Annotated in this window: 11 protein-coding genes, 1 tRNA gene and 1 pseudogene; 7 read left to right on the forward strand and 6 right to left on the reverse strand. The window is 48.0% G+C overall.

Annotated elements, in window-relative coordinates:
* Nucleotides 1-389: 389 nt before the first annotated feature.
* A complete protein-coding gene (locus KIF87_RS13330; RefSeq protein ID WP_094420543.1) occupies nt 390-1,337 on the reverse strand; it encodes a hypothetical protein in 948 nt (315 codons plus the stop codon).
* A 438-nt stretch (nt 1,338-1,775) separates the two neighbouring features.
* Here KIF87_RS13330 and hsdR point away from each other — a divergent pair, with 438 nt between their 5' ends.
* From hsdR to KIF87_RS13355, 5 genes are all read left to right on the forward strand, one after another.
* Nucleotides 1,776-4,214 (forward strand): EcoAI/FtnUII family type I restriction enzme subunit R, encoded by a 2,439-nt coding sequence (gene hsdR, locus KIF87_RS13335; RefSeq protein ID WP_213328985.1) that lies wholly within the window; start codon nt 1,776-1,778, stop codon nt 4,212-4,214.
* 74 nt (nt 4,215-4,288) lie between these two features.
* Complete coding sequence (locus KIF87_RS13340; protein WP_213328986.1) at nt 4,289-5,761, forward strand: N-6 DNA methylase; 1,473 nt, start codon at nt 4,289-4,291, stop codon at nt 5,759-5,761.
* Nucleotides 5,761-7,542 carry a restriction endonuclease subunit S gene (locus tag KIF87_RS13345; RefSeq protein ID WP_213329056.1) on the forward strand — a complete coding sequence of 594 codons (1,782 nt, stop codon included), beginning with the start codon at nt 5,761-5,763 and terminating at the stop codon, nt 7,540-7,542. The genes KIF87_RS13340 and KIF87_RS13345 overlap by 1 nt, the downstream gene beginning before the upstream one ends.
* A gap of 44 nt (nt 7,543-7,586) precedes the next feature.
* Nucleotides 7,587-9,488: an AAA family ATPase gene (locus tag KIF87_RS13350; RefSeq protein ID WP_213328987.1), complete on the forward strand. Its 1,902-nt coding sequence runs from the start codon at nt 7,587-7,589 to the stop codon at nt 9,486-9,488.
* Between the two features lie 144 nt (nt 9,489-9,632).
* Nucleotides 9,633-10,733, forward strand: a complete 1,101-nt coding sequence (locus KIF87_RS13355) for a DUF8606 domain-containing protein (RefSeq protein WP_193163414.1) — start codon at nt 9,633-9,635, stop codon at nt 10,731-10,733.
* 109 nt (nt 10,734-10,842) lie between these two features.
* Here the strand turns inward: KIF87_RS13355 and KIF87_RS13360 are convergent.
* The 5 genes and pseudogenes from KIF87_RS13360 to rraB form a co-directional block, all read right to left on the reverse strand.
* Nucleotides 10,843-12,108 (reverse strand): annotated as a pseudogene (locus tag KIF87_RS13360) (tyrosine-type recombinase/integrase).
* 199 nt (nt 12,109-12,307) lie between these two features.
* Nucleotides 12,308-12,392: transfer RNA gene (locus KIF87_RS13365), tRNA-Leu, on the reverse strand.
* Nucleotides 12,393-12,497: 105 nt separating this feature from the next.
* Nucleotides 12,498-13,220, reverse strand: a complete 723-nt coding sequence (locus KIF87_RS13370; protein ID WP_213328989.1) for a topoisomerase II — start codon at nt 13,218-13,220, stop codon at nt 12,498-12,500.
* A gap of 30 nt (nt 13,221-13,250) precedes the next feature.
* Nucleotides 13,251-14,009 carry a tRNA isopentenyl-2-thiomethyl-A-37 hydroxylase MiaE gene (miaE, locus tag KIF87_RS13375; RefSeq protein WP_213328990.1) on the reverse strand — a complete coding sequence of 253 codons (759 nt, stop codon included), beginning with the start codon at nt 14,007-14,009 and terminating at the stop codon, nt 13,251-13,253.
* A gap of 46 nt (nt 14,010-14,055) precedes the next feature.
* The gene (rraB, locus tag KIF87_RS13380) at nt 14,056-14,481 is read right to left on the reverse strand and encodes a ribonuclease E inhibitor RraB (RefSeq protein ID WP_029739283.1); all 426 of its coding nucleotides are present in this window, start codon (nt 14,479-14,481) and stop codon (nt 14,056-14,058) included.
* 99 nt (nt 14,482-14,580) lie between these two features.
* On the opposite strand from rraB, the gene argL reads away from it, so the two are divergent.
* Nucleotides 14,581-14,676 (forward strand): putative translational regulatory protein ArgL, encoded by a 96-nt coding sequence (gene argL / locus KIF87_RS13385; RefSeq protein ID WP_213328991.1) that lies wholly within the window; start codon nt 14,581-14,583, stop codon nt 14,674-14,676.
* The gene (gene argF, locus KIF87_RS13390; protein WP_023299201.1) at nt 14,646-15,650 is read left to right on the forward strand and encodes an ornithine carbamoyltransferase; all 1,005 of its coding nucleotides are present in this window, start codon (nt 14,646-14,648) and stop codon (nt 15,648-15,650) included. The genes argL and argF overlap by 31 nt, the downstream gene beginning before the upstream one ends.
* Nucleotides 15,651-15,722 lie beyond the last annotated feature (72 nt).

Below are 15,722 nucleotides of genomic sequence, written 5' to 3' on the forward strand. Positions count from 1 at the left end.
TATTGCGTTTTTATCCACATGCTCAAGCTCCAGCTAAATCTAAGCCGAGTTAAATCCCTGTTCGCGCATAATTGCACCCATCGTTTGCCGAGAACCGTATCACATAAGCCATCCTTTATATCCTAACAATTAAATTACCTGACTCACACTCTCCTTGAGAGCAGCTTATTACGACCATTTAACCCATTGAATATCAGTTGATACAGTCCTGTAATGGGCTTAAGAAGCTCAATTTGACCCGACAATGGAACGGTATGTGATCGTTTCATTTTCACTAATTATGGAGGAATCTCCCGAAGTCCTTTTTCAAAATCGATATCCTCTCAGCAAGCAAAACACAGTTCCTAAGCTTAATCCTCCAGTGAACATGATGATTTGTGTTGATTTAATCAAGAGGGAGATATTAGTTTTACGGGCTCCCATGTTTCTGATGTAGGATCCATAGATTTATATAAGCGAGCGATAGCCAATGCCCCCTCACGAAACAAGACTGAGCTGTTAATAATCATTTTATCTTTTAATTTAGGTTCTTGAGGTATTTCCCTTGCTATAATCGCGGCCAAGCGAATCGAAGCATGGTGAGCAGTAACAGAAGCAATAAAGGGATACGGAGTTCTCTGATAGCGAATAGCGGGAGTGCACATCACCTTCTGAAGTAATTCAATTGGGAGAGCAGGAAATCCAGCCTTAATCCACTCGCGGTGAAGTGCGCCACTAATGTCATGACCGTCACTACCCGACAATCTTACACCTTTCTGTTCCAAAACCTCTTTCATTGCACGTTCGATGAAGTGAAGGCTTTCCCATCGAGAAAGCGCATAATGGGCCGCTCCTGCGAGTAGCCGATCTGCAGCTGATTCTAAATGAATTATAGTAGTGACATCAAAACGGCTAATGTCATAGAACATCGTATAAAATTCGTTATAGTCAGCCTGAAGTTTTTCTAGCTTACTACTGGTAATTCTCATTACAGCTTCTTCAGTCAGACCGACCACCGCCTCCAGTAAAGGAATTTCTTTTATTCTTTCAATAGGTATTCTGACACAATATAAAACCCCATTGATTTGATAGGCAATAGGAGGAAAACAATAGGAAATATGCTGCCTATCTCCATAAAAATTTGCCAACCAATTTGTCACTGATAGCCCAGCATCATCCGGATTAGACCCTAAAACTATTTTGTATCCATCTGCAGAAATAAGGTCTGCTGCAGCAAAAAGTGAATAACTTGGTTCAACAAACTTGGCGGACAAGCGATCTCTCACGTAGCTCATGTAATCGTGAAAATTACCCTCGCCTTGATTAATTTCTTCCTGAGTAATCGAAACCTTTTTCATCTAACCCCTTAGCTTACATATGTCATTAAATTACTTGTTTCAATGATATCTACTTAAAGCCATTAGCCATCTGCATCATGTTGACTAAAATACGACAACATCAGTAATTCTTCCATACACTTACAGAACATTATGAACTCACGCAGTTCTTTCATGGCGTCTCTTAAGAACCGTAAGCCTGGCTAGTTCGAGCTAACAAAGGACATTGCAAACTTTTCACCATAGCAACGGTTGGAAGCAGGTCTGATACTGTCAACATCACAATATGTTAATCATAGGATCAGATCATGCTATCCAAGAAATGAACTGAAACCGCGGAGTTTTTCCTGCCGAACAATGATTTTACCAATAGCCTCCCAAAACGTCGTTTCAGGTCATTACCTGATGCACTATTTTGTGTAAAATCAGAGCTAACCCAATATCGTGGAGTGTTCTGCTATGGCTGGCGTAAACAAAACTCATCTGACTGAAACGGATATCATCACCAAATACATCTTGCCAGCGGTTAAAGACGCAGGCTGGGATGTGATGTCGCAGATCCGCCAGGAAGTGAAACTCCGCGATGGTAAAGTGGTTGTACGCGGCAAGCTGGCTGCACGCCTGACAGTGAAATCAGCGGACATTGTGCTTTACCACAAACCGGGATTACCGCTTGCAGTCATAGAGGCTAAAGCCAATAAGCATGAGGTAGGCAAGGGTATGCAGCAGGGTCTGGATTACGCTCGCCTGCTCGACGTGCCTTTTGTGTTTGCCTCCAACGGCGATGGCTTTGTCTTTCACGATAAAACCAGCAACGCTCTTCAGCTTGAATCTGAAATCAAGCTGGAAGATTTCCCAACTCCTGAGCACCTGTGGAATAGATACTGTATCTGGAAAGGGTTTACCGCCGAACAGATGCCCGTCATAAGCCAGGATTATTACGATGATGGCTTAGGTAAATCCCCGCGTTATTACCAACTTCAGGCGATAAATAAAACCGTTGAAGCCGTTTCTGCCGGGCAAAACCGAGTATTGCTGGTGATGGCAACCGGAACCGGGAAAACCTATACCGCTTTCCAGATAATCTGGCGCTTATGGAAAGCAAAAAGTAAGAAACGCATCCTGTTCCTCGCTGACCGCAATATCCTGGTTGATCAAACCAAAACAAACGACTTCCAGCCTTTTGGCAGCGCGATGTCAAAAGTGACGAGCAGGACGATTGATCCGGCCTACGAAATTCAACTGGCACTTTACCAGGCCATTACGGGTCCGGAAGAACATCAAAAAGCGTTTAAACAAGTTGCCCCGGATTTCTTCGACCTGATTGTGATTGACGAATGCCATCGCGGCAGCGCGTCGGAAGACAGCGCCTGGCGTGAAATCCTCGAATACTTCAGCAGCGCTACACAAATTGGCCTGACCGCAACGCCGAAAGAAACCGAAGAAGTCTCCAGCACCGACTACTTTGGTGAGCCGGTTTACACCTATTCGCTCAAAGAAGGCATCGAAGACGGTTTCCTTGCCCCTTACAAAGTGGTGCGGGTGGATATTGATGTCGACTTACAGGGTTGGCGGCCAACCAAAGGGCAGGTTGATAAAAACGGTGAACTGATTGAAGACCGTATTTATAACCAGAAAGATTTTGACCGCACGATGGTCATTGATGAGCGCACTTGGCTGGTGGCACAAACCGTCACTGACTATCTGAAACGCACCAACCCGATGGATAAAACCATCGTTTTCTGTAACGACATCGATCACGCCGATCGTATGCGTCGGGCGCTGGTAAACCTGAATCCGGAGCAGGTGGCAAAGAACGAAAAGTACGTGATGAAAATCACCGGCGACGACGATATTGGCAAAGGGCAACTGGATAACTTCATCAACCCGAAGAAAGCCTACCCGGTTATCGCCACCACCTCAGAATTGATGAGTACCGGTGTGGATGCGCAGACATGCAAACTGGTGGTTCTGGACCAGAACATTCAGTCGATGACCAAATTTAAGCAGATCATCGGGCGTGGCACGCGTATCAACGAAAAATACGGCAAACTGTGGTTCACCATTCTCGACTTCAAAAAAGCGACCGAGCTATTTGCGGACGAACGCTTCGACGGCGTACCAGAGAAAGTGATCCGTACCACGCCGCAGGATATTACCGATCCTGAATCTGATTTCGACGACCAGCTTGAAGACGAAACGCCAGAACACGAATTACCTGATTTGATAAATGGCGTCGCTGAAACACCTGCCATCTATGACCCAACATCAGGTAACGGCAGTGGGGCTTTTGAAGAAGAAGACGAAAACAAAGTCCGTAAATTCCACGTCAACGGTGTCAGCGTAAAAGTGCTGGCAAAGCGCGTGCAGTATTACGATGCCGACGGCAAACTGGTCACTGAATCATTTCAGGATTACACCCGCAAAACGCTGCTCAAAGATAAAGGCTACGCATCGCTTGATGACTTCATCCGTAAGTGGCACTCTGCGGACCGCAAACAGATCATCATTGATGAACTGGAGCAGCTCGGTGTGCTTTGGGATGTGCTGGCAGAAGAAGTGGGCAAAGATCTCGACCCGTTCGATCTATTATGCCATGTGGTTTACGGACAGCCACCGCTGACGCGCAAAGAGCGCGCCGACAACGTTCGTAAGCGTAACTATTTCACTAAATACTCCGAGGCCGCGCAAAACGTATTAAATACGTTGCTGGACAAGTACGCAGATGAAGGCGTGCAGGAAATCGAGGACATCCAGGTGTTGAAACTGAAACCGTTCGATTCGCTCGGTCGCCCGCTGGAAATTATCAAAAGTAGCTTTGGTAGCAAACAGGCTTACGAAGATGCCGTGAACGAACTGGAAAGCGAAATTTACCAGTTGCCACCACGCTCAGCCTGATAACCAAACCCCCTATTCTGCCACCTGGCGCTTTGGCCCCCGGTGGCATCCTTTTTTAAGAGTGGAAAGAAAACATGTCGATTAGCTCAGTCATTAAATCCCTGCAGGACATTATGCGTAAAGACGCCGGTGTGGACGGCGATGCACAGCGTCTGGGGCAGCTATCATGGCTGCTGTTCCTGAAGATCTTTGATACCCAGGAAGAAGAGCTGGAACTGGAGCAAGATGACTATCAGCTTCCGATCCCACAGCGATATTTATGGCGTACCTGGGCGGCAAACAGCGAAGGTATCACCGGCGATGCGTTACTGGAATTCGTGAACGACGATCTGTTCCCGACGCTGAAAAACCTCACCGCACCGATCGATAAGAACCCGCGTGGCTTTGTGGTGAAACAGGCATTCAGTGATGCCTATAACTACATGAAAAACGGTACGTTGCTGCGCCAGGTGATCAATAAGCTCAACGAAATCGACTTCAGCAGCAGCTCCGAACGTCACCTGTTTGGCGATATTTACGAGCAGATTCTTCGCGACCTGCAAAGTGCCGGTAACGCAGGTGAGTTCTATACCCCACGTGCTGTGACGCGTTTTATGGTCAACCGTATAGATCCGAAACTGGGTGAGTCGGTCATGGACCCCGCGTGCGGTACAGGCGGTTTCCTTGCCTGCGCGTTCGACCATGTGAAAGAGCATTACGTCAACACTACCGAAGATCATAAAACGCTGCAGCAGCAGATCCACGGCGTCGAGAAAAAACAGCTGCCTCACTTGCTGTGTACCACCAATATGCTGTTGCACGGCATTGAAGTGCCGGTCCAAATTCGCCATGACAATACCCTCAACAAACCGTTGTCGTCGTGGGATGAGCAGCTGGATGTGATTATCACCAACCCGCCGTTTGGTGGCACCGAAGAAGACGGCATTGAGAAAAACTTCCCGGCAGAGATGCAGACCCGCGAAACCGCCGACCTGTTCCTGCAACTGATTATTGAAGTGCTGGCCGACAAAGGCCGTGCGGCAGTGGTGTTGCCGGACGGCACGCTGTTTGGCGAAGGCGTGAAAACCAAAATCAAAAAGATGCTCACCGAAGAGTGTAACCTGCACACCATCGTGCGGTTACCGAACGGGGTGTTTAACCCGTACACCGGCATCAAAACCAATATTCTGTTCTTCACCAAAGGTCAGCCGACCAAAGAGATCTGGTTCTACGAGCATCCGTACCCGGACGGCGTGAAGAACTACAGCAAAACCAAGCCGATGAAGTTTGAAGAATTCCAGACCGAAATCGACTGGTGGGGTAACGAAGCCGATGGTTTTGCCAGCCGTGAAGAGAACAATCAGGCGTGGAAAGTCAGCATCGCCGAGATCATTGCCCGCAACTTCAACCTCGATATCAAAAACCCGTACCAGGGTGAAACCGTCAGCCATGATCCGGACGAGCTGCTGGCACAGTACCAGACACAGCAAATGGAAATCAGCGAGCTGCGTAACCAGCTGCGCGATATCCTCGATGCTGCGCTGGCGGGTAACAAGGGGGCGAAATGATGACCGTTGAGAAACTGATTACCCAGAATATTGATATCTGGTCCTCTGCCCTGCAAACCCGCTCAACTGCTGTGCGAGGCAGCAATAGCAAAATCGACCTCTACGGCATCAAGAAACTGCGCGATCTGATTCTGGAACTAGCCGTGCGCGGCAAACTGGTGCCGCAGGACCCGAATGATGAACCGGCGTCTGAGTTACTGAAGCGTATTGCTTTTGAGAAAGCAGAGCTGGTGAAGCAGGGTAAAATTAAAAAGCAGAAGCCGCTGCCGGAAATTAGTGAGGAAGAGAAGCCGTTTGAGTTGCCGGAGGGGTGGGAGTGGTCTTCAATTCAAAATCTATGTCTGCTAGAGAATGGTGATAGAAGCAAGAATTATCCCAATAAATCCACTCTTACTGAGACTGGTATTCCTTTCGTTAATGCCGGACATTTGTTGAATGGAAAAATAGATGAAAAAGAAATGACTTTTATTAAAGAAAGCCATTTTGAAACTCTACGTTCAGGAAAATTTTTGCCCGGTGATATTTTGTTTTGCTTAAGAGGTTCTCTGGGGAAATCTGCATTAGTCGGAAATGTCTCTGGTGCTATTGCGTCTTCGTTAGTTATAGTGCGAGTCTATCCGCTGGTTAATAACAAGTATGTTCATTTTTATTTCGATAGCCCTATTTCATATCAATTCATAAAAAAATATGACAACGGTACTGCGCAACCTAATCTTGCAGCAAATGATTTAGCTCGGTTTCTCATTCCTGTTCCACCAGTTGACGAACAAATTAGAATTCTTGGCAAAATTGATGACTTGATGTCCCTTTGCGACCAACTGGAACAGCAATCCCTACTTAGTCTGGATGCACATCAGAAGCTGGTAGAAACCCTGCTGACAACGCTGACCGACAGCCAGAATGCCGAAGAACTCGCCGAAAACTGGGCGCGAATCAATCAGCATTTCGACACGCTGTTTACCACTGAAGCGAGTATCGATGAGCTTAAGCAAACGATTCTGCAACTGGCGGTAATGGGTAAACTGGTTCCGCAGGATCCTAACGACGAACCTACGTCTGAGTTGCTTAAACGTATTGAGCAGGAAAAAGCTCAACTGGTTAAAGAAGGCAAAATTAAAAAGCAAAAACCTTTGCCGCCAGTGAGTGATGAGGAAAAACCTTTCGTGCTACCAATGGGATGGGAATGGTGTCGTTTAGGTGATTTGGCACTTGGTTCAGAGGCCGGGTGGAGCCCGCAATGCGAGTCACATCCAAGAAATGGCGATGACTGGGGAGTCTTGAAAATAAGTGCAGTTACTTGGGGAGAGTTCAATGCTGAGGAAAACAAGGCGCTACCGGTAAAATTGGAACCTAAACATGAATATGAAGTTAAGGGGAATGATTTCCTTTTATCAAGAGCAAATACATCCGAGCTGGTTGCCCGCTCTGTGGTTGTACCTCAAACGGTGCCTAAGCATTTAATGCTTAGTGATAAAATTATACGTTTCCAATTTCCCGATTTGATAGATGTGAACTATATCAATATTGTGAATAACTCTATGCTTTCACGTGAGTATTACGCAATAGTAGCTGGTGGTACCAGCGCATCAATGAAAAATGTTACACGAAATCAAGTTTCCCTATTGCCTGTTGCATTGCCTCCTTATAATGAAAAAAAGAAGATAATTTCAGCCACAGAAAGTGTATTAATGCTTGTCGACACTCTTAAAGATCTAATTGCAAAAAGTGAAAATATTAAAAAGAATTTAACTGATTCTATTATTTCTCATTTTGAAAATTAATGCACCCATTATTGCATAATTGATAGAATAACAAGGAGTTTTAGGTGCGTATAAAATCCATTTACATTTCGCGATACAAAAACATTCATGACTTCCAGATGGATTTTGATGATAGCAATGGAATTGATGTTTTCGTAGGGAAAAATGCAAGCGGGAAATCTAATTTTTTTGAAGCGATTATTGAGATTTTTCGTCATATCGATCAGTTTGGCTCCGATAACAATACCATTAGTTTTGAGTATGGTGTCTTTTACGAAATTGATGGGGTAGTGACTAAAATTGAATGGACAGGCGAGCGATTGTTTATCAATGATGAGGAGGGTCAACGAAAAATAGGTAACACGCCTTTTCCCGACAATATACTTGTATATTATACCGGACACAATACAACTGTGCCTAACTTAATTGATAATTATAAGGCATCATTTCAGCGAAAAATTAAAGGTGCTGATTTATCCGATTCACGTAAGTTTATTGGTATTGGGCCAGATTACAAAAATCTGCTTCTAGCTCTAATAATAGCGCAGCAACAAGATAATCCGGCTAGAAATTATATTCTAAAAAAACTTGCAGTTGACAAATTGGGTCTGACAAAACCTGGCACTAAAGAAGTTACTGAGCCTGTCATTAGATTAAAGTTAGATCGCCCAGATTATGCTAAGGGTAAAAGAGATTTTAATATTCAGCTTAACAATGAAACGGATAGGTATTGGAATGCAGTCGGCATTACTAAAGAATTTCTTGATTCTTTAACGCTATGCACATGGGATAATACTGATCAAATATCTGTTAATGAAGGATATTTTCAAGGTGAAGACCATTACATACTGTATATATCCATAAAAAAATTACAAGAAAAATTTGAAAAACGCTGGTGTGAGCTTTTTCAGCAGTTTGACAACCTAAAAGTTTTAGGAATGCTTTCTGATATAACTGTACCCTTGAGATTGGAGTCCGATATTGAAGGTGATATTAGTTCCTTTAGTGATGGGCAATTTCAGTCGATTTATATTTTTGCAGTATCAGAGTTTTTCAAAAATAAAAACTGTGTGACATTGCTTGATGAACCTGATGCTTTTTTACATCCAGAATGGCAGCATCAGTTTATTAATCAAGTTAAAGAAATTAACACAGCTAAGTTATGTAAAAATCACATTTTAGTAACTACTCATAGTGCTTCAACTATCGCTTCATTAGAGCAGGAGTATATATCAGTGATATATTCTGAGAGCCAAAAAATGAAGTTTTGCAAGCGAGATAAAGGTCAGGTTATTCGTGATCTATCTGCTGGGGTTATTTCTTTTTCAGAAACCGAAGCCCGCTTAGCATTGAATCAGTTTCTCAAAACATCATCGGGTAATGTGCTTTTTACTGAAGGTGTGACTGATGAAATAATTCTCACCATCGCATGGGAAAGATTAAATCCAGGGCGGGGTTGTCCATTTGGCATTCAAAATGCTTTTGATCGTACTTTCTTGAGAAATTTATTTTCCCGCGATGAATTAAAGCTTAATTTCCCTAACCGAAAAATGTTTGCCTTATTTGATTTCGACGATGCGTATAATGATTGGAAAGGCCTTAAAGGTCAGGATTTGGTTATGGACCCACATTCTGGATTAGCTAAAAACTTAAATTATGAATACCATTACGCCTTGTTGCTTCCTGTTCCAAAGGATACTGAAATTAAAAAACAAGTTATTGACGAAAAAAATCAAGCATGGGGTGGGCACGGAGGCTCTCATTTATCTATAGAACTATTGTTTTATAAAGAGGATTTGCTTGAGAAATGGTTCATCAAACGACCTTTCATCGCAGGTAGTGAAATCATAGAGTTTGTGGGTGACAAAGCTGAATTTGCTAAACAAATGGTACCGGCATTACCAGCAGAGAGTTTTGAAATATTTAGGCCACTATTCGATTTCATCGAGAGCAAATGCCATGCATAAATTTTAGAGATAACATCATTCGGCACTTAATTTTTAATGCCGCTACATTAAAACAACGCCCATTGATATGTTACTTCTTTTTTAAAGTAAGAATATATATCAAAAAAAAATAATTTTAATTTCAGGATTAAATAGGAAGCACTAATGCCAGTTCATCATGCAATCTGGCGGATAGGGGAGAATCCCCAGCCGCTAACCATCAGCAAACTCGCCAGCGAGCAACTGTTGGAGAAGATGATTTTAAACGACCCTACTATCCTTTCTGACCAGTGGATGATCATCGGGCATCAGGAATATACGTTCGATAAAGGACGTATCGACCTGCTGGCGATTGCGCCGGATGCCTCTCTGATCCTGATTGAGCTTAAGCGAGACCGCACGCCGCGTGAAGTGGTCGCACAGGCGCTGGATTACGCCTCCTGGGTCGATGACTTAACCGCCGATCGTCTGTCGCAGATTTATGAAAAATTCTCCGGCGGCGGCAATCTAGGCGAGGCGTTCAGGCAACGTTTTAATACTGAACTGGAAGAAGAGTCGCTCAATCAGTCGCACCAAATTATTATTGTGGCAGCGGAGCTGGACCCGTCTACCGAGCGCATCGTGGACTATCTGAGTAAGAATGGCATCTCAATTAACGTACTGTTCTTTAAAGTTTTCCAGCACGGTGAGGAGCAGTTCCTGAGCCGTGCTTGGCTTATCGACCCAAGCGAAACGCAAACTAATGCCGCACAGGCCACTGCCACTAGCGCTAATACAAAAGAGCCCTGGAACGGCGAATTTTACGTCTCATTTGGCGATCCGCAAAGCCGTGTCTGGGAAGAAGCGCGTCGCTACGGATTTATCAGCGCGGGCGGCGGAAGTTGGTACAGCCAGACCTTAAAACAGCTCCAGCCCGGTGACCGCGTTTGGGTCAACATCCCTAAAACAGGCTATGTGGGTGTGGGGCTGGTACAAAGCGCCGTTGAACCGGCCAGCAGCTTTATTGTTAACACTGACGATGGCGAAAAACTCGCAATGGACGTGCTCAAATTTGGCGATTGGTATCGCGACAACGCGGATGATCCCGATAAATCAGAATATTTTGTCTCGGTAAAATGGCTTGAAACCCGCAGCGAACAAGAAGCCGTGAGCGAAGTTGGCTTCTTCGGTAATCAAAACACGGTGTGCAGGCCAACAGCACCGAGGTGGCGTCATACCATCGAGAAATTGAAGCGATATTTCGGAAACTGGAACGCAGAATTGTAATTTGCGGATAATGATTTTCCAGATGTGCATGAAATCATTAAGTTAAAAGACTTCTAAAAATGAATAACTGCCGCAGTATTAGCTGCGGCGTATCGTTACACTGCTTTTTTTACCTCAATGGATTGTTGAGTTTTGCGTATTCGAATGGAGATATGACTGATTCTCGGTTCGCATCCAGTTAATCCGCCCACCACTGCAGCATCAATCTGCGCTCCCCTAAATGTTCGGCCTTATGAATGTAAGCCGCACGCACAGAGTTACGCTCCTGATGACTCATCTGTCGCTCTACCGCATCCCTCGACCACAACCCCGACTCAACTAATGTACTGCAAGCCATGGCTCTAAAACCATGCCCACATACTTCAACTTTCGTATCGTAGCCCATCACTCGAAGTGCTTTATTCACGGTGTTCTCACTCATCGGCTTGCGCGAGTCGTGATCACCAACGAAGATAAGTTCACGGTTTACACTCAAGCTTTTGATCTTTTCCAGAATAGCGAGTGCTTGATGAGATAAAGGAACAAGATGAGGAGTCCTCATCTTTGATCCTCGGTGTGAATGCTTAACACCTTCAAGTGGTTTACGTTCCCCTGGAATCGTCCACATCGCAGTTTCAAAATCAACTTCCCACCAACGAGCAAATCGTAGTTCACTAGACCGAATAAAGACCAACAACGTCAACTCCACAGCTAAACGTGTTAGTGGTCTGCCTGTGTAAGAATCAATTCGATGAAGTAGTTCCGGAATACGATCAAAATCCAGCGAAGCACGATGCTGTCGTTTAGCGGTAGCAATTGCACCAGCAAGCTCTTGCGCGGGGTTATAGTCGATTAAACCGCTTTGCACAGCAAATCGCATAATTGATGTTGTTCGTTGTTGCAGACGCGCCGCCACCTCAAGACGTCCAGACATCTCCACGGCTTTAAGTGGTTTAAGTAAGTCTTGAGTTTTTAAATCTGCGATATTTCGCTTACCAATCGCATCAAACAAATTATCTTCCAGACTTTTAAGAACCCGAGCACTGTGTGACTCAGACCACTTTTGATTGCTGGCGTGCCAATCTCTGGCAACAGACTCGAAAGTAATAACCTCTTTTGCCTGTTCTTCTTTTACTGCACGCTTATGTTCACGGGGATCAACACCGGCAGCAACAAGCTTCCTGGCCTCCTCCCTCTTTTGACGAGCATCAGCCAAGGACGTTTCAGGGTAAACACCAAAAGCCATCAGGTGTTGTTTGCCCCCAAAGCGGAAACGAAAGCGCCAGTATTTGGAGCCGTTAGGGTGTACTAGTAAAAACATGCCGTCGCCATCTACTAGCGAGTATTCCTTTGCTTCGGGTTTTGCCGCACGCACCTTGGTATCAGTCAGGGCCATGATGGTATTCCTTCCATATGCTGCCGTGAGTATATAAGCATTATCGAACCAGCATATATACTCGTTTCTATACTCACAAGCGACTTGATGTGGGTTGACTCAGATTGACTTCAGTTGAGAGGAACATCGCGGAAAGCCTTGTGTAATGCGGATTTCAGGCACAAAAAAAGACGTCCGTTGACGTCTATTGATGTTCCGATGGTGCCGAAGGCCGGACTCGAACCGGCACGTATTTCTACGGTTGATTTTGAATCAACTGCGTCTACCGATTTCGCCACTTCGGCACTGAAGGGGATGCGGAAACGTTGTGGATTATACCTGTCGCGCGCCGCCATGCAAGCGACGACGCGCGAAACCCGCGCTAAGTGCCCAAAAAACCAGCGCTACCGTCAGTCCAGCTCTGACACCGCCAGCCGAATCACTCCCGCCGCCTTCTGCTCCGGCAGCGCCAGCACCTTCGCCCACATCTCCTGCACCATATCGCAGGAGAGCTTCTCTTTGCCCGCCGCCTTCTCCGGCATCTGCAGCAGCTGGATGTCCTCGCCATACTTATCGGCAAGTGCCTTCATAATCGGCCGCACGTCCTCGACAGCCGCCTCGCGTTCGGCCGGGGTCACGGTGTGGCGGTTTTTGCCGTAGGCCGCGCGCATCATGTCGGCGTCGGCCTGCATGCGCCGCGCCATCAGGTCTTTATCCAGCATGCGCATCGGGTTCACGCCGCCCTTCACCGTCGGGTAGAGGAAGCGGAAGCAGGCGTCGTCGCTCACCTTCTGGATGGCGGCGGTCTGCTCCATGTTGATGGTCATGTAGTTCACCACGTTGGCGTCCGGGGCGTTCTGCAGACGCGACATCTGCAGATGCAGGATCTGCGGCTGGATGGTGTCGATAATCTGCTGCTCCGGCTCGCCCGCTTTTTGCAGGGCGGCCATCTGGTCGAGGATGCGCTGATGCAGCGCGGGCTCCTGCTCCTTAATCACCTGCCAGGCAGGCATCGCGTTAAGAGCGGAATCCATCTGCCGTTCCGGAGCGCGCTGCCTGTCGAAGAACACCCAGAACGCCACGGCGGCGGCGACCACAACAACCATCACGGTACGGGTCCACGTTTTATTCATCTCGCATCCTTATCCTTGCGTTGTGCCGGTTTACACCGGCACGCCGCTGTGGAAGCGAAACTCGTTGTCCGGTGTCGAGATAAGTGTGGCTTCAATTTCGCCAAAATGCTTTATGCGCGATGAGATATCGTCGTCGCTCACCTGCTGGGCCAGCGTCAGGTAGTCCTGATAGTGGCGCGCTTCCGAGCGCAGCAGCGAGAGATAAAACTTCTGCAGGTCGTCGTCGAGGAACGGGGCCAGCGCGGCGAAGCGTTCGCAGGAGCGGGCTTCGATGTAGGCGCCGCAGATGAGCTTGTCGATCAGCGTCAGCGGCTCGTGGGTGCGCACTTCCTTCAGCATCCCTTTGGCGTAGCGGCTGGCGGTGATTTTGACGTACGGAATGTCGCGGGCCAGCATCGCCTCGCGCACCTGCCAGAAGTGGTGCAGCTCCTCTTTAATCAGCAGCACCATGCTGTCGATGAGCGCCTGGCCCCACGGGTCGTCGGTTTTGGGCATCACGCTTTTGCCAATCTGCCTGTGCAGGGCGATGAAGTCCGGCTCCGGGCCGTCGCGGAAGGTGAACTGTTCGTAGGGCTTGAGCCAGTCGAGCAGCGCGTCGGCACCGCTTTCGTCGGCGACGTATTTACGCACCAGCAGCAGCGCGGTCTGGGCGGCCTTGAGCTCGCACACCATGTGGTCGGTGAGCAGCAGCGGCAGGTTCACCGGGTCGCGGGCTTTATCAATCCATGCTTGCGGGGTCGGGCACTGGAGGAAGTTGAGTACGGGGGCAAGTATCTGCGGGTAATCCATGGTTCTGCCTTGAAAAAGCGGTGGCGCGCGCCACCGCCTGAAACGCTTAGTGACGCACGCCGTCGTCGTCTTCGTCGACGTAATCTTCGTCGTCGCCTTCTTCGCCGTCTTCACCGTTCGGATCTTCGAAGTAGGTTCCCCAGCCGTCGTATTCCACTTCAAACTTCTCGGCCAGGTTCATCAGCTGTTCTACCTGCGCGTCGATAAGCTCCGCCTTCAGCGCGCCTTCGCTCAGGATGTCGCAGCAGATGACGGTGTCGCCCTCTTCCACTTCCAGCTCTTCCGGCTCGGTCACTTCGTAACCCAGCTTGAAGGCTTCCACGGCCAGTTTTTCCAGCGCATCGAAATCATCCGCAGAGAAATGGTGCTCGATGGTGTACAGCGCGTCCGGATCGCTACCGTCTTCCAGCAGTTCTTCAATAATCAGACGCGTCTCTTCGCGTTGCTCTTCCAGGTGTTCCGGGTTTGCCATGGCTCAATCCTCTTTAAAGTGCGGCAGATACTTCTATTTTCACACACGGACGGGTTTGCCTCCACCTTTGTAAGAAAGAATTGTGAAACGGGGTTGCAAATGAATAATTACACATATAAAGTGAATTTTAATTCAATAAGTGGCGTTCGCCATGCGAGGATAAAATGTCCGATTTATACAAGAAACACTTTCTGAAACTGCTCGACTTTACCCCTGCACAGTTCACCTCTCTGCTGACCCTTGCCGCACAGCTCAAAGCCGATAAAAAAAATGGCAAGGAAGTACAGAAGCTTACCGGTAAAAACATCGCGCTCATCTTCGAAAAAGACTCGACCCGTACACGTTGCTCTTTCGAAGTTGCCGCATTTGACCAGGGCGCGCGCGTTACCTATTTAGGGCCGAGCGGCAGCCAGATTGGGCATAAAGAGTCAATTAAGGACACCGCACGGGTTCTCGGGCGGATGTACGACGGTATTCAGTATCGCGGCCACGGCCAGGAAGTGGTCGAAACGCTGGCGCAATATGCGGGCGTGCCGGTGTGGAACGGACTGACCAACGAGTTCCACCCAACGCAGCTGCTGGCGGACCTGCTGACCATGCAGGAGCACCTGCCTGGCAAGGCGTTTAACGAGATGACGCTGGTCTACGCGGGCGACGCGCGCAACAACATGGGCAACTCGATGCTGGAAGCGGCAGCGCTGACCGGGCTGGATCTGCGCCTGGTGGCCCCTAAAGCCTGCTGGCCGGAAGAGAGCCTGGTGGCGGAGTGCAGCGCGCTGGCGGAGAAGCACGGCGGGAAGATCACGCTGACGGAAGACGTGGCGGCGGGCGTGAAGGGCGCGGACTTTATCTATACCGACGTCTGGGTGTCGATGGGCGAAGCCAAAGAGAAGTGGGCGGAGCGGATTGCCCTGCTGCGCGGGTATCAGGTGAACGCGCAGATGATGGCGCTGACCGGCAACCCGAACGTGAAGTTCCTGCACTGTCTGCCGGCGTTCCATGACGACCAGACCACGCTCGGCAAGCAGATGGCGAAAGAGTTCGATCTGCACGGCGGGATGGAAGTGACGGACGAGGTGTTTGAGTCGGCGGCGAGCATCGTGTTCGACCAGGCGGAAAACCGGATGCATACGATTAAGGCGGTGATGGTGGCGACGCTTGGGGAGTGATGGACTCCTCTGCGCGCTGGTGCCCTCACCCTAACCCTCTCCCACAGGGAGAGGGGACTTTTACACCCTCTC

It is taken from the genome of Enterobacter sp. 120016 (assembly GCF_018383635.1).
GTDB lineage: Bacteria > Pseudomonadota > Gammaproteobacteria > Enterobacterales > Enterobacteriaceae > Enterobacter > Enterobacter asburiae_D.